Below are 21,726 nucleotides of genomic sequence, written 5' to 3' on the forward strand. Positions count from 1 at the left end.
AAAAGTGAAATTTCTCTGGTAAAAACAAAGGTTTTTCTGCACTACTGTTTAAACACCTTCAATTTTAACTTTTAAATAGAACTTTAATGAAAAAACTACTACTTTCTTTAATTTTGGTTACCGTTTTTGTACACGCAAAAGCCCAATGGGCTGGCGAAACCCCAATTGTAACTTCGAGTAATACCACTTCTAAAACTGGTTTAATCTCTATAAACGATGGGAGCAATAACATGATCATTGCTTGGGTTGATGCCAGAAACTCTGCAACCACAGGTAACGATATTTATATACAAAAAATCAATAACGATGGTACATTGCCATGGGGAACAGAAAAAGTTGTATGTAATGCCATTGGATCACAAACCAATATGAACTTGATCAGTGATGGTGCAGGTGGCGCAATAGTAGTTTGGGAAGATCCAGTAACCAGTTCTACAAATAAAGATATTTATGGGCAGCATATTACTGCTTCTGGTGCTACAGGTTGGGCAGCTAACGGTGTGATTTTAACCAATAACACAGGTAATACCACTAAAAAATTTAGCCCCATTGCAGAGAAAGTTTCGGCTACAGAGTTTATGGTAGTTTGGAAAGATGATAGGGATGGTACACAAGATCTATATGCACAAAAATGTTTAATAAGTACAGGCGCACCACAATGGGCTGCAGATGTTTCTATTCATGGCAACCAAGCAAATATCCAAACCGGTCAAGTTTTACTTAAAGATGGTTTAGGTGGTTGTTTTGTTGTTTGGGCAGATCCTAGGTTAGCCACAAATAATTCAGATATATACGCACAAAGAATAAAAAATGATGGTACGTTGTTATGGGGCGCTTCTGGTACGTTAATTTGCGGATCTACTTCTAATCAGCTAAATTCTTCAATATCAACTGATAACAAAGGAGGGTTTATAGTAACTTGGGGCGATTTAAGAGCAGGAAGTACAGATGGCAATATATACGCACAAAGACTTAATAGTAATGGTGTAGCAGGATGGGCTACAAATGGAGTTCTTATATGTTCAGCTGCTAATTCTCAATTATACCCAAAAATTGTTACTGTTGATTCTAGCTTTGTAATTGCTTGGACAGACCCAAGAATTAGTAATTCAGATAATAACATTTATGCACAAAAGATTGATACATCAGGCGTAACAAAATGGGATGCAACCGCTACTGCAGAAGGTGTTCCCGTAGTTACTGCAACCGGCAATCAAGGTATTACCGGCGATTTTACTTTGGATACAGCAGGTAACGGAAAGGTAATTATATCTTTTTCTGATAAAAGGGGAGGTACCGATTATGATATATATGCCCAAGAGTTAAAAGCTGATGGTTCTTCTGTTTTTGGTACAAATGGCGTAATTGTTTCAAGTGCAACAGGGGATCAACGTTACCCAACCTCAATCGTTAATGGAAATGGGGGCCTATTAATGGCTTGGGGAGATTCAAGAAATTCATCGAACGGAGATATTTATGCTGCCAACTTAAAATCAGACGGTACACTACCCGTAAAATTCACAACGATCACCGCTTCTTTAAACAGCAACCAAACTGTTCTGGTTAAATGGGGAATCGCATCTGAGATAAATACCCAAAAATATATCGTTGAAAGAAGAAACGATAAAGCAGATTTCCAACAGATTGGCGAAGTGGCCGCCAAAAATCTATCAAATTATCAGTTTACAGATCATAACCCTTTATTGGGCACAAATTATTATAGAATCAAAGCGGTAGATTTTGATGCCACGCTCTCATTATCCGCTATCGCTACTATCAAAACATCAAGTTTAGCACAAACATTGGCAACCGTTTATCCCAATCCAATCGCAAACGTTTTAAATATCTCCTTATCGGGAGCAACATCAAATAACTATCATTTAAAGATATTTGATTTAAAAGGAGCGATCAAGCTGGATAAAAACGTTGACGTTGATAACGGAAACATCACACTAAAAGTAGATGGTTTAGAGACTGGCGTATTTACCCTTCAACTATTGGGTAATGATGGAAATGTTAAATTGGTGCAAAAAATTGTGAAGCTTTAAAAAGGATTTTAATTAAAAGAGCAGGAATTTTTCTGCTCTTTTACCAATAAATTTAAACATTATCATACTTTGGATTACAAACACTACACCGCAGAAGATTTTGCTTCTGACGAGTCTTTTATCAATTACTTCTTAAGCCAAAACGCCGAAGATGTAGAATTTTGGGAGGCCTGGAAAAGCCATCACCCAGAAAAACTGGATGAGGTTTATAATGCCCATCAATTATTGGAAGTATTAAAGTTTAATCTGCCAGAAGCAGAGCTAGAACAAGAATTTCTAAAAATGGATCAATTTTTATCGGTCCCAAACCAAAGTGCAGATTTTACCAAAAATTATCATTTTAACCAATTTAAAGTTTTCTTGGTGCTATTGGCGGGTTTTGTTTTGATGGTTGCCAGCTGGGAAATCTTTAGATGGAACAAAGAGAATACCATTATGCGTACAGAAATGATAGTGCGGCATAATCCTTTTGGGCAACGAAGCATTATCCAGTTGAGTGATGGTACACAGGTTTCTTTAAATGCAAATAGTACGCTCACCTTCCCAAAAGAATTTGGAAATAATAGCAGGAAGGTAGAGCTTGACGGGGAGGCTTTCTTTGAGGTTAGCAAAGATAAATCTAGGCCATTTACCGTAAAAACAGCCAATTTGTTTACTACGGTTTTAGGCACCAAGTTTAATGTAAACAGTCATGATATTAACGGAACAATACAAGTTGCATTGGTAGAGGGAAAAGTTAAGATTACCGAGGATAAAAAAAATGGGAGCATTTTACTGCTGCCCAACCACAAAATAAGCTATTCTAAAAAAGCTAAAACCTTTGCCAAATCGGGCTTTGATATAGAACAAACGGTAGCATGGAAAAACGGAGAGATCGTTTTCAAAAATTCTTCTTTTGAAGATGTTGCGCAAAAATTATATCAGGCCTATGGCATTAATCTACAAAAAGAACAATTAGATCAAAATTGGCATTTTACCGGGAAATTTATAAATACAGACTATCTGAGTATTATAAAAAGTATATGCTATGCAAAAAAATTAAACTATCAGGTCCAAAACGATACCATCATCATCAAAAGATAATGAGAAAAAAAAGTACATACAGTACCACTATGTTTGTGGTCTTATTTTTATTAATGGCTTTTGTACTTCCTTCTTTTGCACAAAAGAAAATAAGGATAAACGTTAGGCAAGCAACGCTAAATAATATTTTTTCTTTGGTAGAAGATCAAAGCAACCTGGCCTTTGCTTATGATCCCTCAGATATAAACGTAAACCAAAAATTAAGTATTGATTATGGTGGAGAGTTGAATGGGTTTTTAACGCTGTTGAGCGCTAAAACAGAATTGGATTTTAAGATCGTAGGTAAAACTATTTCGGTAAGAAAATCAACTACCAAAAATCTACCAACAAGGATCATCACGGGGATCGTAACGGATAAAACCGATAACGAAACCATACCGGGCGTAAATGTTTTTATAAAGGATACAAAAAAGGGAGCTGTTACAAATATAAACGGAGAATTTACTTTAAAGATTACCGATAATAATATAGATAATACGGTTTTGGCTTTTAACTTTTTAGGGATGAAGCCAAAAGAAGTCTTATTGGGCAAACAAAGCTTTTTAAGGGTCGAGCTAGAAAGGGATGCCATTATGATGAACGATGTAGTGGTAACATCTTCTTATACAAAAGATAAAAGGAGGGAAGAAGTAGTAGGCAGCATATCACAGCTAAACGCCACACAATTACAAACTACCCGCCCTATAGAAAGTTTTGATAAAATGATGGAAGGCTTAATTGCCGGTGTACAAGTAGAAACCAATACCGAACTGGGTACACCGGTAAAGGTAAACATCAGGGGGATAGGATCATTGCCAAGTTTCGGTAATTCTACCGGCACATCTTCACAGCCATTGTATGTGATAGATGGTATTCCCTTGTATGAGCAGCAAAGAAAAAACGAATCGGGTACGTTTAACAACGAAACTTATCTAAACCCTTTATCCAACATCAACCCCGATGATATTCAGAGTATTTCTGTTTTAAAGGATGCAACGGCTTCTGCGCTATATGGTGCAAATGCCGCCAATGGCGTGATCATTATCACTACAAAATCTGGCGTGGCAGGCAATACTAAATTAAGTTTCGGTTTTGATGCCGGTACTACCCAATTTATAAACCAATATAAATGGTTAAGCGGAAACCAATATTATCGTTTATTGAGAGAAGCATACATAAACGATGGCAGATCTTATGCCCAAGCCACGCAATTGGCAGGCAGCCCTGATATCAATACCGATTGGTTTGGCTTAACCACCCGTAATGCGGCATATCAAAATGCCACATTAGATATTTCTGGTGGTAATGAGGGAACTACTTTTAGGTTATCAACAGGTTATAGAAAAGAACAGGCAAGTTCTTATGGTAATGATCTAGAAAAAATATACGCCCGTTTAAAGTTAGATCATCAGTTTAACCATAAATTTAGTTTGGGCGTTTCTTTAAGCCCCACCTTTACCAAAAAGAACGATCTATCTAATTATGGTGGCGTAATTTTAGCACCAAATGTTGCCCCAATAAATCCGGATGGTACTTATCCAGATATTTTAGGCGTACCCAACCCCCTTGCCATTTTAGCACAGAACCAAGATTTTCATAAAGGTTTTGAATTATTGGGTAATGTAAACGCCAGTTATAAAATAAATAAAGAAATTACGCTTTCTGGTACTTTGGGTACAGATTTTTACCAAAACAGAGAAACGGTTTTTAAATCGGCTAAAAATGCAACGGGCAGAAACGCTAACGGAAATTTGATCATTTACAACAGAAACTACGTTAGCCTAACCGGTTTTGCACAGGCCACTTACGATAAAACTTTTGCAAATAAACACACCGTAAACTTTTTGATAGGCTCACAGGTAGAAAACAAAGAAACCAATTTATTGAGGGGATCTGGTACAGGTTTTAACTTTGATAGGTTAAGGGTTTTAAACGCCGCCCAAAAGCAAACCTCTTCTTCTTCTAGGGCAGAAGATGCTACGGTTTCTTATTATTCTCAATTGGGTTATGATATTTTCAAAAAGTATTTTTTTAACCTAAACGGGCGTGTTGATGAATCTTCGGTTTTTGGTGGCGATAAGCAAGTTGCCTTAAATGGATCTATTGGGGCATCATGGATAATTTCAAAAGAAAATTTCTTGAAAGATAACAAAACCATTAACTCATTAAGATTGAGAACAACCTATGGTTCTACCGGTAACTCAAGGATTGGCACTTATGCCGCTAGGGGATTATATAGTTTTAGCACCTCATCAGGTAATTTATACAACGGCAATATTGCATCAACGCCAGATGGTAGTGCTGCACCAAACCCCAATCTAGGTTGGGAAAAGAACTATAAATTTAATGTAGGGCTAGATTTAACGCTATTTAATAAAATACAGATCACAACAGAATATTATAACAACACCATTGTAGATTTGATATCTAGCGTTGCCGTACCCTATGAAACCGGTTTTACCACTATTTTGGCCAATACCAGTAAGATGCGAAATAAGGGGATAGAGCTTACTATCAATTCAGAAAACATCCGTAAAACCAATTTCGGTTGGAACACCGCGTTTAATTTTGGGAAAAACAAAAACACATTGCTATCTTTTAATAAAGGTTTTGGGGCACTCTATTCTCCAGTTTTAGATGCCTCGGCATTAAAGGTTGGGCAAAGCGTTACAGCTATTTATGGTTTTAATTGGGTGGGGGTAGATCCACAAACCGGTTTAGAACAGTTTAATGTTGGCGGCAATATTTTAGGCGCAAGTGAAGTTAACAAACTTGATATTTTTCAAACTTCAGTATTGGGCGATAGGAACCCCAACTTTCAGGGTGGGATAGTAAACAGCTTTAGGGTTTATGATTTTGATCTTTCCTTTAATATACTTTATAGTTATGGTGCAGATAAATTTATCAATTATGCCGATGAGGCTGATGGGAGGAACCTTGCCAACCGTAACCAAAGCATTAATCTATTAGATCGTTGGCAAAGGCCGGGCGATGTTACCAATATTCCTCGATTGGATATTATAAGGGCCGTAGTAAGCAATTCATCTAGGTATGTGTTAGATGCTTCTTATTTAAAATTTTCTAACGTAAACCTTTCTTACAGATTGCCCGATGCTTTAAATAAAAGGTTGCATCTTTCTAAAGCAACAATAAATGCCAATGTTACAAACTTGTTCTACATCTATAAAGATCAAGGTACAAAAGGCAGAAATGGGATAGCAGAAAAAAGATTTGTTTTCCCAGAAACAAGGGCTTTTGTATTGGGCTTAAAAGTAGGATTATAATTAAAAAACAAATGAAAACAATAACCAAATATATAAGCTTTTTAGTTTTAATGGCCTTGGTGCTAACATCATCTTGCGAAAAGATCTTGAATAAAGAACCAACAGACAAATTATCCCTAGAAGATCTTTTTAAAGATACCCAAGGTGCAAAAACCGCTTTAGCAGGTGCTTACAAATCTTTATTGAGTTCTGATACCTACCAAAAAAACCTGATGATCTATCCCGATATAATGGGCGGTAACATCAAGTATTTTAAAACAAGCAACACCATATTTGATGATATTTATAACCTTATCCAAAGCAGGAATGATTGTACCTTAAACAGCACTTATCAAGAGCTTTATAGCCAGCTCAATAATGTGAACAACATCATAAAATACACACCTTCGGCAAGCGGGCCGGCAGCAGAAAAAAACAGGTTAGTTGCAGAAGCAACTTGTATTAGGGCGCTTTTGCATTTCAATTTATTGAAGATTTTTGCCCGTCCTTATCAATATACCTCAGATGCTTCTCATGTAGGTATAGTGATCAACCTTAAGCCTCAGTTATATGGCGATCCTAGCCCACAAAGATCAAGCGTTGCACAAAGCTATTTGGCAATCGTAACGGATCTTAAAAGCGCCATAAATGGTTTAGAAGGAAACCCCGTGTTTACAACTGGTTACCAGGTAAATTACTTTAACAAAACCGCTGCAAAAGCATTGTTGAGCAAAGTTTATCTTTATAGTGATGATTTTGCAGATGCCTTTGCTTTGGCAGATGAAGTGATTAAAGACCCTAATTATAGGTTGCTAAACAACAACGAATATGTTGCCAGTTGGGTGGGGCGCAAACCATCCGCAGAGTCTATTTTTGAATTGGCAATAGAAAATGATTTTAGCGGGAATTCCATAGGCAATTATTATGATCTTAACGATGCCATGTATGGGCAGTTTGCGGCCACCAATGATCTTTTGAACTTGTATAGCACCACTGATGTGAGAGGGAAAAACACCATGTTCAATTCTAAAACCATCAATTCCACCACCTTTTATGCAACCAAAAAATACGCACAGGGTTCTTTAAATGCTACACCTGTAAAAGTTTTAAGATTATCTGAGATTTATTTGATAAGGGCAGAGTGTTATGCACAAGCCAATAATTTCACTTTGGCTAACGCCGATTTGAACACCATAAGAAAAAGGGCAGATCCTGCCGCAACAGACCTGGGTTTAAGCAATAAAACAGACCTGTTAAACGCTATATATATAGAAAGAAGAAAAGAACTGGATTTTGAAGGTAACCTACTTTTCGATTTATTAAGAACCAAGCAAGGCATCAATAGAACAGATTGCAATGCACAAACCTGTACCTTACCATTTACAGATTACCGTTTAATTATGCCTTTACCCGCGGCAACCGTAAATGCAAACAATGTTATTATCCAAAACGAAGGCTATTAAATCTAAAATCATGAAACATACTTTTTATCTCTTGCTCATTTTAATTATTAGTTTTACCGCTTGTAAAAAAGATGCTCCACCTACAAAAGATGATCTCTACCCAGATAAACCGATACAAGCATCAGCTTCGGCAATAAATACTTTTCAAAAACCAGATCCTTTTTATCAGTTATATGTTTACAGGTACGATCCCGATACGCAATCTTGGACAAAAAGGATAGGAGGGCATTTCTCAACTATTTCTCTTACCGATAGCACCTATCTTGGTTTCACAAATCCTTATGTAGCAGATAGCGGGGTAGCCATGTTTGATATGGTTAAATTATATGGGGATGTGATCGGTAGTACCGCTATCAAAACAGCACAAATTAATGTAGATCAAGTTTTGCAGTTTGTGCCTTATACCCCAGGTGCCAAAAAAGGCGATGTAAAAGTAAAAGCACAAGATGTTACCGTTACCAAAAAAGACGGCACCACATTTAAGGTAGGCATCAGCGGAAGCGGCACTTATGATGAAACTACACAGCTGATAGATTTAGAGATTAAGTTTGATAATTCTAGGATAAACTTACCCAACACCTCTTATAAATATAAACTGAGTGTTACCGCATTAACATTGTAGCAAATGAAAAGAAACTTAATTATCCTTTCTGGATTAAGCATCATTATTTTTGGATGTGCTTTTTTACAAGGGCAGCCTAGGGTATATACCATTGATGAATTAAGAGCAATATATAGCAGTGGCGATGTTTCTAAATGGCCAAAACCCAATTTAGACGATGAGGCAAAAAAGGATTTTAAAGATATAGGATACTTAGGCCGGCCTAGCTACCCAGCCGATAACCCCTTTAACGATGACAAAGAAAAATTGGGCAAAACCCTTTTTTTTGATCCACGTTTATCAGCCTCTAAACAAATAGCTTGCGCCTCTTGCCATGATCCAGAATTGGGTTGGGGCGATGGTAGGAGATTGGCATACGGCCATGATCGGCAAAATGGCAAACGTAATGCTATGACAATCATCAACTCTGCCTTTTATAAAAAATTGTTTTGGGACGGAAGGGCAAAAAGCCTAGAAGATCAATCGGGTTTCCCGGTACAAGATCATTTAGAGATGAACCAAGATTTAACAAGCATGGTTAAAAACGTGAGCGATATCAAGGGTTATGCACCCATGTTTGAAAAAGCCTTCGGTGATAAAGATGTTACCCTAGATAAGATACAAAAAGCGATAGCCACTTTTGAGCGATCTATTGTTAGCACCAATTCACGTTTTGATTCTTTTGTTAAAGGTAACCCCAAAGCATTAAAAGATAATGAAATTGAAGGGATGCACTTATTTAGAACCAAGGCCAGGTGTATCAATTGCCATAACACGCCATTATTTAGCGATAATCTATTCCATAACGATGGGCAAGCCTTGTTAGGATCTAAAATGCAAGATCTGGGCAGGTATAATGTAACAAAAAACCTAGCCGATGTGGGTAAATTCAGAACGCCATCTTTAAGAGAAACCAGCATTACAGGGCCTTGGATGCACCATGGTAATTTCCCGTCTTTAAAAGATGTAATAGAGTTTTATAATTTTGGAAACCCCATTGCAACTCCCAAGAACGCCGTAATTCCAGATTCACTTCTAATTGCAAAAAAATCGCCAATGTTACAGAAGCTAAACCTTACTTTAGAAGAGCAAGAAGATTTAGAAGCTTTTTTAAGGGCTATCAGCACAAGGGTAAGTAAAATCAATGCGCCCACATTACCACAATAATTTAATGATTTTTTTATTGTTCAAATAATTGATAGGTATAACATTCTGGTTAGATTATAGATTTTATAAATAAGCATATTGTATTTTACGATTAAAATTTTGCCGTAAAATAACTTACCTTGTAAACACAACCAAATTACAAGGAAATGGAAAGTAATAATAATAGCCACTCTAACCCCGCACATGATGCAAAGGTTGGAGACATGAACACAGAAAACGGAAAATGCCCATTTAGTGGTGGTAGCTTGCATCAAGTTGCCGGAGGCGGCACATCTAACCGTGAGTGGTGGCCAAACCAATTAAAACTGAACATTCTTCGCCAAAATTCCGATTTATCCAACCCAATGGATCCTAATTTTAATTATGCCGAAGCTTTCAATAGTTTAGATTTAAAAGAAGTAAAGCAAGATTTATTTGAAATGATGACCACCTCGCAAGATTGGTGGCCTGCAGATTATGGCCATTACGGGCCATTTTTGATAAGGATGGCATGGCATAGCGCTGGAACCTACCGAATTAGCGATGGAAGGGGCGGGGCAAGCTCTGGTTCACAGCGTTTTGCACCTTTAAACAGTTGGCCGGATAATGCCAATTTAGATAAAGCCCGATTGTTGTTATGGCCTATCAAACAAAAATATGGTAAAAAAATATCTTGGGCAGATTTGATGGTGCTTGCCGGTAACTGTGCTTTAGAATCTATGGGCTTGCAAACTTTTGGTTTTGCAGGCGGCCGAGAAGATATTTGGGAACCAGAGCAAGATGTTTATTGGGGATCAGAAAAAGAATGGTTGGGCGATGAAAGATATACAGGCGATAGAGAATTAGAAAATCCTTTGGCAGCGGTACAAATGGGTTTGATTTATGTAAACCCCGAAGGTCCAAACGGAGAACCAAATCCATTAAAATCTGCAAGAGACATTAGAGAAACTTTCGGTCGTATGGCCATGAACGACGAAGAGACGGTAGCTTTAATTGCCGGAGGACATACCTTTGGTAAAACACATGGTGCGGGCGATCCATCAAAATATATTGGTAAAGAACCCGCCGGTGCAGGAATTGAGGAGCAAGGCTTGGGTTGGAAAAACTCTTATGGTACCGGAAACGCAGATTATACCATTACCAGCGGTTTAGAAGGTGCTTGGACATCTACTCCCGCTAAATGGAGTCATGATTATTTTAAAAATTTGTTTGAATACGATTGGGAATTAACAAAAAGCCCTGCCGGTGCACACCAATGGAAACCAAAAAATGGCGGGGGAGAAGGTACCGTACCCGATGCACACGATCCAAAAAAGAAACACGCTCCTTTTATGCTGACTACAGATTTAGCATTAAAAGCAGATCCAATTTATGAACCTATTTCTAGGCGTTTTTATGAAAACCCAGAAGATTTTGCTAAAGCATTTGCTAAAGCTTGGTATAAATTAACGCACAGGGACATGGGGCCGATAGAGAGATACTTAGGGCCAGAGGTACCTAAAGAAGAATTGCTTTGGCAAGATCCCATACCTGCCTTAGATCATCATTTAATAAACGGACAGGATGTTAAAGCTCTAAAGAAATCTATACTTGATACAGGCTTAACAGTTTCTGAAATGGTTTCTACGGCCTGGGCTTCAGCAGCAACTTACCGTAATTCTGATAAACGTGGTGGTACAAATGGTGGGAGGTTGCGTTTGGCCCCTCAAAAAGATTGGGAGGTAAATAATCCCAAGCAACTTTCTAAGGTGTTATCTAAATTAGAAGAGATCAAAAAGAATTTTGAAGCAACTGATAAAAAAGTTTCAATGGCAGATTTAATTGTTTTAGCGGGATGTGTAGGAGTGGAGAAAGCAATTGAAAAAGCAGGACATCAATTAGAAGTTCCGTTTATACCGGGAAGAACAGATGCTTCTGCAGAACAGACCGATGTAGCGTCTTTTGCAGTTTTAGAGCCAGCAGCAGATGGTTTTAGAAATTATTCTAAAGGCATACACAAAACATCTGCCGAAGAAATGTTGATTGATAAGGCACAATTGATGACTTTAACGGCTCCAGAAATGACCGTTTTAATTGGTGGTTTGCGGATGATCAACATCAATTTTGATGGCTCTGATGCAGGAGTCTTTACCAAAAACGAAGGCGCCCTTACCAATGATTTCTTTATGAATCTATTGGATATGACCACCACTTGGAAAGCAAAAACAGATGCTCAAAAAGAATTTGAAGGTAAAGACCGTAAAACAGGAGATAAAAAATGGAACGCTAGTAGGGTAGATCTAATTTTTGGATCAAACTCAGAATTGAGGGCACTTGCCGAGGTTTATGCTTGTGCAGACGCTAAAGAGAAATTTGTAAAAGATTTTATCGCTGCTTTTACCAAAGTGATGGATTTAGGAAGGTTTGATCTAAAAAAAGATTAAGGCTTTCTAATCACATGAAATTTAAAACCTAACCATCTTTAATACTTTATTAAAAATGGTTAGGGTTAATAAACCATCACTATGTTATAGCAGAAAAAAACGTATTAAACCAATTTTTCTAATGATCAAAAAAACATTTGCAAACCGATAATTATTCTGGTTTTTGCCATATTACTTTAAAACAACTTCCGTGGCACCATAACCAAATTTTTCTTTTTGGGCATCCATATAAGTTCTTACCTGAGGGTGTTTGCTTACAATTTTGTGTATCTCATGCTGTAAAGTCTTGTTGCCTATACCGTGTATAAATACTATTTTCTCAAATTGATGAACTATTGCGGCATCTAAACCTTCTTCAAATTTGGCCATCTGTATAGCCAACATTTCTTGCTTTTTCAAAAAATGGTAATCCTCCCTTAATTTTTCTATATGGAGGTCTATTTCTTTAGCAAGTTTTGCAACCTGTTTTTTCTCTTCTTTAGGTTTAAAAAAAGCCTCCTTTAATTTTTGGGCATCAATTAAAACTTCTGCTTGATCCATCCTAAAAAGCCAACCGTTCTCGTTCAAGATAGCTATCTGGGATTTACTGCCTGCAAAATCTTTGGCTTTAAAACCTATATCAAAACTTATAGGCTTTAATTGCGGTCTGTTTTGATGAGTAAAAAATAGAGCCTCAAAATAAAATTGAGGCCAAATATCCAATTCTGCCAAAGAAGCAGAATACATTTTGACGGTCGATTTTGCGCCCAATTTATCAGCAAACTCTCCCTTAAAAATCTGTTTTGCCGATGTTTTAAAAGTAACTAATATTTGGTAAGAAGTTTGGTTAACTAAATGGAAATGCACAATAGATCCTTTATTCTTATCCGTAACTGCTGCCAAAAAAATGCCCTTTTCTACAAAATCTTGCTCATTGTTTTCTATTCTCGTATTTGATATTGTGCTTTCTAAATTTGTTTCATGACCATGTACTCTTGTTAAATTGCTTATCATCACAGGAATTTCAAAATCATCTTCCCCTGTTACGCCAACCACCTGGTCGTTTATTATTTTGGTAATATACCCTTCACGTTTTTCATCTACAAAGCGTACAAATTCTCCTAACTGGTATTTCATAAGGTAAAGATAACATAAAACCTATTGCAAAATGCTTAAGGTGGAAGGCAAAAAGCCCGTGTTTATGTTTTATTTTCTATGTGGTTTTTGGTTTAAGCCTTCTGCTTAATATAGCAATGGCTTTTATACCTAAACCCCATTGGCAGCGGTATGTTTTTTGCGCAATTCGTCTTTGCTCTGGCAAAAAAAACATTTAGCAGAAAGTCCCAAAGGGATGGCTTTGCCAAGGGACTACCATTAATAAATGCGAATGGCTTTGCTTTTCAAATCTATTTAAAACTATGCTTCTATGGGCAGTTCAAAATAGAATGTAGAACCCTCTCCTATTTTACTATCTACCCAAATTTTACCATTATGCTTTCTAATGATCTCTGAAGCGATAAATAGCCCTATACCAAATCCGGGAAATGTTTTTTCGTTTTTCCCCTCTACCCTATAAAAGCGCTCAAAAACTTTTTTCCTGTCTTCTTCTTTAAGTCCAATGCCTTTGTCTTTAACAGATATTCTAACCCTATTATTTATAACACTAGATTTAACCTCAACATTTAAAGAACCTGGTGAATATTTCACGGCATTTGTTAAAAAGTTGACCAAAACTTGAGCAATATTTTCTCTATCAGCAAATACTTTACTGTTGGCCTCCTTGCAAAAAATGATTTGATGTTTTTGATTGATATGTTGAATTTCTTCAATCACATCTTCTACCAGATCATTTATCGCAAATTTTGTTTTTCTTAATAAAAGGCTGCCCATATTAATCTTGGAAACATCTAATAAATCTGATACTAAGGTTGTTAACGTAACCACTTGTTTATTAAGAATGTTTAATGCATTGTTTAAAAAGGCATCGTTGCTATTCTTATATTTATTGCTTAGCAGTTGTACATAACCCTTTACAGAGGTTATAGGTGTTTTAAGCTCATGGCTAGCCATACTGATAAAAAAATCTTTTTGTTGATCAAGCTCCTTAATATCATGAATATCTGTACTGGTTCCAACCCACATTTTGATATTTCCTTGATCGTCCTTAAAGGGTTTGGCCCTACTCAACTGCCAACGGTATTGCCCATCTTTTCTCACAAACCTATGCTCGCACAAGAAATCATTCCCAGTTTTAACGGCATCTTTCCAAAGTTTAAAGTTTATTTCGCGATCATCGGGATGTACAATTTCTGCCCAACCGTTATTTTCTAAAATACTTTCATCTAAACCTGTGTACTTATAAACGGATTTGTTGAAATAAGTAAGGATGCCCTTGGTATTCCCTATCCAAACAAATTGTGGCATTTCGTTTGCCAAAAGTCTAAACTTCTCCTCTCTTTCAACTAAATCTTTCTCGTACTTTTTCTCATTGGTAATATCTTTTATGGTGCCGATCATTTTTGCAGGATTATTATCTTCATCATAAAACAATTTCCCGTTAGCTTCTATCCAATGGATAGAACCATCTTCCCAAAAAATCTTGGTTTCATAATTCAAATAACCCGTTTCAATTACTTTATTATTGGCCGCACTTCTAATAGCTTCCTCATCAGGATGAAGGAGCTTGATAATCTTTGTGCTGTCTAATTTATCCCTGTTTTCAAACCCGAAAATTTGGGCATATCTATCAGAAAAAATCCCTTTCTTTTCTTTGACATCGTATTCCCAAACCCCTAGCCTGCTCGCATCAATCACTATTTTAAGTCTATCTTCACTTTCTATAATCTTTTGTTTTGATAATACTTGAGGAGTTAAATCTGTTGCCATAGCAAAAATACTGATTACCTTACCCTCCTCATCTTTTACTGGCTGATAAACAAAATTTAGATAAAAAGTTTCTAAAACACCGTTTCGAGGTAATAATACAGGTCTTTCAAATGCTTCAAATTTTATACCCGTGGTAAAAACTTGATTCATTAAATCTTCTAGCCCTTGGTCTTTCGCTTCTGGTAGTCCCTCAAAGATAGGTTTGTTTAATACTTCGCTTGCGTTCTTACCCCATAATTCCAACATCATCTCGTTGGCAATCTCTACGATATAATCTCTTCCCTTAAAAATGCACATGGCAACTGGGGCCTGCATAATATTCTCGTAATATTGTTTATTTGCCCTTTCTAATTGTCTTCGGGCATAAACATCTTTAGTGGTTTCTACACAAGTGGTTAAAACGCCCGCAATAGAATCAGATTCGTCAAAAATGGGGCTGTAACTAAAGGTCCAATAAACATCTTCTATTTTACCGTTTCGGTAAATTGGGATGAGCTGGTCTTCGCTCCAAGTTGATAGACCAGTTATAAATACTTGATTTATAAGCGGGTAAATAATATCCCAAATTTCTGGCCAGGCATCTTTGCCCATTTGTCCTAAAATATTTGGATGTTTTCCCTCATTTCCTAAACTTGGGCGATAAGCGTCGTTATAAAAACATAAATGATCTTTACCCCAAAAAATAAACCCGGGAAACTTTGAACTCAATACGATACTTAAAGCAGTCCGCAAACTTTGGGGCCAACCCACCGGATTACCTACCGAGGTCTTTGACCAATCCTTTTCCCGAATAAGCCTTTCCATTTCTCCACCTTTTGAGAGGAATTTTAACTGATGCATAGGTGTTATATAGATTTAAAAAACTTTGTTTTTCTAGGGCAATTTATTAAATAATTTGATTCAAATATTAAATTTATGAGATAAAAATTTGCATTTAAAATTGTAAAGCTTAGTTTTGGCAGCAGAAATAACACAAGCAAATGATTTTAACAAACACATACACTACAACAACCACTACGCTTATTGCGTAATGGAAGGTAGTTTATGGTTTAAACATACAAAAGCGCCTTCCGAATAATCGGTGGGCGCTTTTTTTATATCAATTAAAATGAAAATCTTAAAGTTCGGAGGCACTTCCGTTGGTTCTATAGAATCGTTAAAAGCTTTAAAAAAGGTAGTAGAAAACAACCTTTTACAAAAGAACAAAATCATATTGGTGGTTTCAGCCATGGGCGGTGTAACCAATAATTTGCTAAAAATGGCAGAAGAGGCCGTTAATGGAACAGATTTTTCTTTGGCTTTGGCCGATTTGGAAAAGCGACATTTTGCCGTGGTAAAAGAATTAGTGCCTTTACAACAGCAAAACCAAGTAATAACCAAGTTAAAACTTTACTTCCAAGAGTTAGAAGATATTCTACAAGGTATAACATCACTTAAAGAATTGAGCATCAAAACCAAGGATATGGTTTTAAGCTTTGGCGAAAAAAGCGCCGCTTTGATGATCAGTAGAATTTTAGGCCCTGTATTTGAAAATACCGAGTTTTTAGATGCCAGCCAAATTATCAAAACAGATAGCAGTTTTGGAAATGCAAAGGTAAATTTTGGCCAAACTAATTTATTAATCCAAGATTATTTTAGCCAGCATCAGAACCACTTAATTGTTGCCACAGGCTTTATTGCAAGCGATAATGAAAACAGGATTACCACTTTGGGCCGCGGTGGTAGCGATTATACCGCAGCCATTTTAGGTGCAGCTTTAAATGTTTCGCAAATAGAAATTTGGACAGACGTTAACGGAATGATGACGGCTGATCCCCGCAGGGTAAAGAAGGCTTTTTCTATGGAAGAACTTTCTTACACCGAGGCCATGGAACTTTCTTTTTTTGGTGCAAAGGTGATTTATCCGCCCACCATGATCCCTGCTTTTTTAAAGAAAATCCCTATCGTAATAAAAAATACTTTTGAGCCAGATTTTGCTGGCACTTTTATTAAACATGATTTAAAACCATCAAATACTACCATTAGAGGTATCTCTTCTGTTGATCATATCAGTATTATAAATATTGAAGGCAGCGGGATGGTTGGTAAAGCAGGCTTTAGCGGCAGGTTATTCTCATTGCTATCGCGAGAGCAAGTAAACGTGATTTTAATTACGCAATCATCTTCAGAACATTCTATCACGTTTGCGGTAAATCCGGATGATGCGGTAAAGGCAAAAGTTTTGATTGAGCAGGAATTTGAATTGGAACTTTTAGCAGGGAAATTAGAACCCGTTAAAGTAGAAAACAACCTTTCTATTTTGGCAATTGTGGGCGAGAATATGAAAAAAACGCCAGGGATTTCTGGTAAACTTTTTTATTCTTTAGGCAGAAATGGCGTAAACGTTGTTGCCATTGCGCAAGGGTCATCAGAATACAATATCTCTGTAATTATTTATAATTCAGATTTATCCAAAGCTTTAAATGCCGTACATGATGCTTTTTTTGCCGAATTACAAAAAACATTGAACGTTTTTATGGTTGGCGTTGGTAATATCGGTAAAGAATTGTTGAGCCAAATAAAGGGACATAAAGACTTTTTAGCTAAGAATAATTTAATCAACATTCAAATTTTGGGCTTATCCAACTCACGCAAAATGTTGGTAGATGCGGAAGGAATTGATTTGAACAATTGGCAACAAAGTTTAGAGCAATCATCAGCGGAAGCTAATTTGGAAGGCTTTATTAACCAAATGAAAACCTTAAATTTACCTAACTGCGTTTTTATAGATAATACGGCAAGCCCTTATCCTTCAAAGTTTTACAAACAAGCTTTTGAAGCCAATATTTCTGTAGTAACCTGTAACAAAATAGCCAACTCTGCCGAGTATGCCCAATTTGCAGACTTAAAAGAAACGGCTCAAAAACATGGTGTCGATTTTTATTATGAAACCAATGTTGGTGCAGGTTTGCCAATTATTAAAACGTTGAATGATTTGATGATCAGTGGAGATAAAATTTCCAAGATTGAAGCCATTTTATCTGGAACCATCTCATTTATCTTCAACAATTTTAAAGGTGATGCTAATTTTCATGATGTTGTTAAATTGGCGCAAGAAAAAGGTTTTACAGAACCTGATCCAAGGGACGATTTGGGAGGCGTAGATTTTATGCGCAAAATGCTGATCTTGGCTAGAAATGCAGGTTTTGCTTTAGAAGCAAATGATGTAAAATTAGGAGCAATCATCCCTGATGCCGCAGCGAAGGCAGCCAGTGTTGCCGATTTTTATAAAGAACTTCAAAATGAAAACAAGTACTTTGAAAAGCTTAAAAACGATGCTGAAGCCAGTGGAAAAGTATTGCGTTATATAGGTAAATTAGAAAATGGCAAAGTAGAAATCAGCTTACAATCTGTTGGTGCTGATCATCCATTTTATGCACTATCAGGAAGTGATAATATTATTGCGTTCACTACAGATAGATATAATGAGACGCAAATGGTAGTAAAAGGCCCTGGCGCAGGTGCAGCGGTAACAGCAGCAGGGGTTTTTGCAGATTTGGTTAAGGTGGGTGCGAGTAAAGCTTAAAGCCGAAAATAAGTTGAGATAAAAGGGGGTTTAATAAGCAATGATGCTGACCAAAATAAAGTGTCATTCTGTTAGCCAACTGGCTAATCAGAATCTCATTCAAAAAGTTCTCTCCATAAAAAGAGACCTGCAAATGAGATGTTGAAACAAGTTCAACATGACAAAATAAATTAATTTAGGATAAGACTAAATGAAATCAATAAAAGTTTTTGCTCCGGCAACCGTGGCCAATGTAGTTTGCGGATTTGATATTTTAGGTTTTGCCGTAAACGAACCGGGCGATGAGTTGGAAATGGAAATGACCGAGACTCCCGGAGTTAAGATCGTTTCTATTGAAGGTGATGAAGGTAAATTGCCCTTAGACCCTTTAAAAAACACTGTTAGTGCAAGCGTAATCAGTCTATTAAAAAAATTAGGGCGTGAAGATGTTGGTCTTAACATCAAACTGAAAAAGAAAATGCCAATGGGCAGCGGTTTGGGATCTAGCTCTGCAAGTGCCGTTGCAGGTTTATTTGCAGCTAATGAACTATTGGGAAAGCCATTAACAAAATTAGAGTTACTGCCCTTTGCCATGGAAGGCGAAGCTTTAGCTTGCGGACATGGCCATGCAGATAACGTTGCCCCAGCGCTGTTTGGTGGTTTTACACTCATAAAAAGCTACGATCCTTTAGAGGTTATCCAACTTCCTGTTCCTAAATTGTTTTGTGCCCTTTTATATCCTCATGTAGATGTTCCCACTCGCGATGCCCGTCAAATTATCCGTTCTAAGGTGCTCTTAAAAGATGCAGTTACCCAATGGGGAAATATTGCTGGCTTAATTAGTGCGCTTTATACCCAAGATCATGATTTATTGGGCAGGTGCATGAAAGATGTGATTATTGAGCCAATTAGGTCTATTTTAATTCCAGAATTTGACAACATGAAAGAGTTATCAATGGGAAATGGAGCTTTAGGATTTGGTATCTCTGGATCTGGGCCAACAGTTTTTTCTTTGTTTAAATCAGAAGAAAATGCACAAAAATCATTAATCGAAATGCAACAAATGCTTAATAAATTAGGCATAGATAGCAATATATACTTATCAGAAATTAACGAAAAAGGACCAATTGTTTTGTAGGTAGGAGAAGCTAGGCACAAGAAGCTAGAACTTAAGAAAGTCTCACATCTCAAATCTCAAATCCCACAAAAAATGAAATTATACTCCACCAATAACAAAAGCTTATCTGTCGATTTTGAGACAGCGGTTTTCAATAGCCTTCCGGCCGATAAAGGCTTATACATGCCATCGGTTTTCCCTCAGATAGATAAAGATTTGATAGCAAATTGGGATAAAAAGACATTCCCAGAAATAGCTTTAGATATTGCTTATACTTTGTTAAAAGACGATATTTCTAAAGAAGCTTTAAAAGCTATTGTTGATGAGGCAATTGATTTTGATGCTCCTTTAAATCAGTTAGAAAGGGGCCTTTATATTTTAGAACTTTTTCATGGCCCTTCTTTAGCTTTTAAAGATTTTGGCGCAAGGTTTATGAGCAGGATAATGGCTCATTTTCTTAAAAGACAGAAAAGAGAGATCACAATTTTAGTAGCTACTTCTGGCGATACCGGTGGGGCAGTTGCATTGGGTTTCTTAAACGTTGAGGGAATTAAGGTCACTATTTTGTACCCAAAAGGAAAAGTGAGCCCTATACAAGAATTGCAATTGACTACAAATGGGAATAACATTGAAGCAATTGCCATTGATGGTACTTTTGATGATTGCCAAGCTTTGGTTAAAAAGGCATTTCATGATGAAGATTTGAACAAAAAGTTGAATTTAACATCTGCCAACTCTATAAACATCAGCAGATTGATACCCCAAATGTTTTACTACGCAAATACTTACAGCAAATTAAAAAACAAGTACAAGAATTTGATATTTGCCACCCCAAGCGGAAATTTTGGGAATATTGCAGCCGGGATGATGGCCCATAAAATGGGTTTGCCAATTACCAGGTTTATTGCAGCTACAAATAGCAATGATATTGTGCCAGAATATTTAGAAACGGGCATTTATACCGCCCGCCCTTCTGTACAAACCTTGGCAAATGCCATGGATGTTGGCAATCCTAGCAATTTTGTACGTATTTTAGATATGTTTGATCACGATTTAGGAAAGCTAAAAACCAAACTAAGTGGTTATGCCTATACAGATGAGGAGATAAGATCTGCCATTAACTATGTTTATAAAACCAATACTTATTTAGTTTGCCCACATACGGCAACCGGTTGTTTGGCCGTAGCTTCGGATAAACTGATACATACAGATATTGAAGTAGATGAAACCGCCTATATTGTTCTTGCAACGGCACATCCTTGCAAATTTCCTGATGTTTTTGATGAATTAAGGATACATATTGATGAGCCAGAAAAAGTTAAAGAACTTTATAATAAAGAAAACAAAAGCTTAGATATGAATAATAGTTTTAATGATTTTAAAGCTTATTTGATGAAATAGGTTTATAGAGCTAATACATTAGTAATCGCTTTTTTTATTTTTTGATGTAATGAGTTATCGATTATCCCAATTTTCTGAATTAATTTTTTGTTATCGATTGACCTAATTTGGTCTATTAAAATTGCTGATTCATTTTCTAATCCGTTCAAATAATCGGGTTCTAAGTTAATTCTCAATAATGTTGCTTTCTCATGAACTTTTGAAGTAATAGGCAAAATAAGTGTTGAAGGATGATTAACATTGTTTAGATAATCTGTTTGGATAATAACCACGGGGCGAATTTTTCCTGGAACGGTGCCTCCAGCAGGATTAAGATTGGCAAGCCATATTTCAAATTGTCTAATTATCATTTAAGCCGTCTAATAAAGTGATTTCAAATTCTTTATTGATATTCATAGAATCTTCTCTAACCATTAGTGATTCTCTTGCGAATTGTTTACTTAACTTAATCTCCTCAATTTTTTTTTGATACGAAATAATGGCTTTTTTTATAAAGCCAGTTTTGGTTGTTTTGGTTTCTTTACAAACCTCTTCCAACTCTTCAAAAAGCTCATCATCTATTTTTAACAATATACTTTTCATGCCATATAAATTTTATATGCAAATGTATATATTTTAATTTATGCTTTTAGTTTTTTTTGCAATAGGGATGTGAAGGGCTTGGTACATTTTTATTGGTGCAAGCACACCAATAAAAATTACGGAACCCCATAACAGCCCGGCCCGTGTGAGGGTTTGTGAATTGACAAGGGGATTGCCCTAAATATTTATTATAAAACGTTTATATGGTACG

At 36.5% G+C, this 21,726-nt stretch carries 14 protein-coding genes; 10 read left to right on the forward strand and 4 right to left on the reverse strand.

The features are described from left to right. Positions 1 to 86 precede the first annotated feature (86 nt). The 7 genes from I5M32_RS15015 to katG all read left to right on the forward strand — a co-directional run bounded on the left by I5M32_RS15015 (position 87) and on the right by katG (position 12,006). Positions 87 to 2,048: a T9SS type A sorting domain-containing protein gene (locus I5M32_RS15015; RefSeq protein ID WP_200587802.1), complete on the forward strand. Its 1,962-nt coding sequence runs from the start codon at positions 87 to 89 to the stop codon at positions 2,046 to 2,048. Between the two features lie 69 nt (positions 2,049 to 2,117). Continuing rightward, the gene (locus I5M32_RS15020; protein WP_200587804.1) at positions 2,118 to 3,131 is read left to right on the forward strand and encodes a FecR family protein; all 1,014 of its coding nucleotides are present in this window, start codon (positions 2,118 to 2,120) and stop codon (positions 3,129 to 3,131) included. After that, entirely contained in the window at positions 3,131 to 6,394 is a 3,264-nt protein-coding gene (locus I5M32_RS15025; RefSeq protein WP_200587806.1) for a SusC/RagA family TonB-linked outer membrane protein, read from the forward strand. The genes I5M32_RS15020 and I5M32_RS15025 overlap by 1 nt, the downstream gene beginning before the upstream one ends. Before the next feature lie 11 nt (positions 6,395 to 6,405). After that, positions 6,406 to 7,836: a RagB/SusD family nutrient uptake outer membrane protein gene (locus I5M32_RS15030; protein WP_200587808.1), complete on the forward strand. Its 1,431-nt coding sequence runs from the start codon at positions 6,406 to 6,408 to the stop codon at positions 7,834 to 7,836. 10 nt (positions 7,837 to 7,846) lie between these two features. Continuing rightward, positions 7,847 to 8,458: a hypothetical protein gene (locus tag I5M32_RS15035; RefSeq protein ID WP_200587809.1), complete on the forward strand. Its 612-nt coding sequence runs from the start codon at positions 7,847 to 7,849 to the stop codon at positions 8,456 to 8,458. Between the two features lie 3 nt (positions 8,459 to 8,461). Continuing rightward, entirely contained in the window at positions 8,462 to 9,604 is a 1,143-nt protein-coding gene (locus I5M32_RS15040) for a cytochrome-c peroxidase (protein ID WP_200587810.1), read from the forward strand. A gap of 146 nt (positions 9,605 to 9,750) precedes the next feature. Further along, positions 9,751 to 12,006 (forward strand): catalase/peroxidase HPI, encoded by a 2,256-nt coding sequence (gene katG / locus I5M32_RS15045; RefSeq protein ID WP_317193142.1) that lies wholly within the window; start codon positions 9,751 to 9,753, stop codon positions 12,004 to 12,006. 171 nt (positions 12,007 to 12,177) lie between these two features. On the opposite strand, the gene I5M32_RS15050 is transcribed toward katG, so the two are convergent. Together I5M32_RS15050 and I5M32_RS15055 are read right to left on the reverse strand one after the other, a co-directional pair. After that, a complete protein-coding gene (locus I5M32_RS15050; RefSeq protein WP_200587811.1) occupies positions 12,178 to 13,122 on the reverse strand; it encodes a Smr/MutS family protein in 945 nt (314 codons plus the stop codon). A gap of 279 nt (positions 13,123 to 13,401) precedes the next feature. Beyond that, entirely contained in the window at positions 13,402 to 15,675 is a 2,274-nt protein-coding gene (locus I5M32_RS15055) for a PAS domain-containing sensor histidine kinase (protein WP_200587812.1), read from the reverse strand. A 304-nt stretch (positions 15,676 to 15,979) separates the two neighbouring features. Here I5M32_RS15055 and thrA point away from each other — a divergent pair, with 304 nt between their 5' ends. The 3 genes from thrA to thrC all read left to right on the forward strand — a co-directional run bounded on the left by thrA (position 15,980) and on the right by thrC (position 20,933). After that, positions 15,980 to 18,436, forward strand: coding sequence for a bifunctional aspartate kinase/homoserine dehydrogenase I (gene thrA, locus I5M32_RS15060; RefSeq protein WP_200587813.1), 2,457 nt, complete (start codon positions 15,980 to 15,982; stop codon positions 18,434 to 18,436). Between the two features lie 190 nt (positions 18,437 to 18,626). Continuing rightward, positions 18,627 to 19,553 (forward strand): homoserine kinase, encoded by a 927-nt coding sequence (locus tag I5M32_RS15065; protein WP_200587814.1) that lies wholly within the window; start codon positions 18,627 to 18,629, stop codon positions 19,551 to 19,553. Between the two features lie 72 nt (positions 19,554 to 19,625). Next, positions 19,626 to 20,933 (forward strand): threonine synthase, encoded by a 1,308-nt coding sequence (thrC, locus tag I5M32_RS15070; RefSeq protein ID WP_200587815.1) that lies wholly within the window; start codon positions 19,626 to 19,628, stop codon positions 20,931 to 20,933. A 2-nt stretch (positions 20,934 to 20,935) separates the two neighbouring features. On the opposite strand, the gene I5M32_RS15075 is transcribed toward thrC, so the two are convergent. Both I5M32_RS15075 and I5M32_RS15080 read right to left on the reverse strand, forming a co-directional pair. Continuing rightward, positions 20,936 to 21,283 (reverse strand): type II toxin-antitoxin system PemK/MazF family toxin, encoded by a 348-nt coding sequence (locus I5M32_RS15075; protein ID WP_200587817.1) that lies wholly within the window; start codon positions 21,281 to 21,283, stop codon positions 20,936 to 20,938. Further along, complete coding sequence (locus tag I5M32_RS15080) at positions 21,273 to 21,515, reverse strand: hypothetical protein (RefSeq protein ID WP_200587819.1); 243 nt, start codon at positions 21,513 to 21,515, stop codon at positions 21,273 to 21,275. The genes I5M32_RS15075 and I5M32_RS15080 overlap by 11 nt, the downstream gene beginning before the upstream one ends. Positions 21,516 to 21,726 lie beyond the last annotated feature (211 nt).

Origin of the sequence: Pedobacter segetis (assembly GCF_016623585.1) — a bacterium.
Lineage (GTDB): Bacteria > Bacteroidota > Bacteroidia > Sphingobacteriales > Sphingobacteriaceae > Pseudopedobacter > Pseudopedobacter segetis.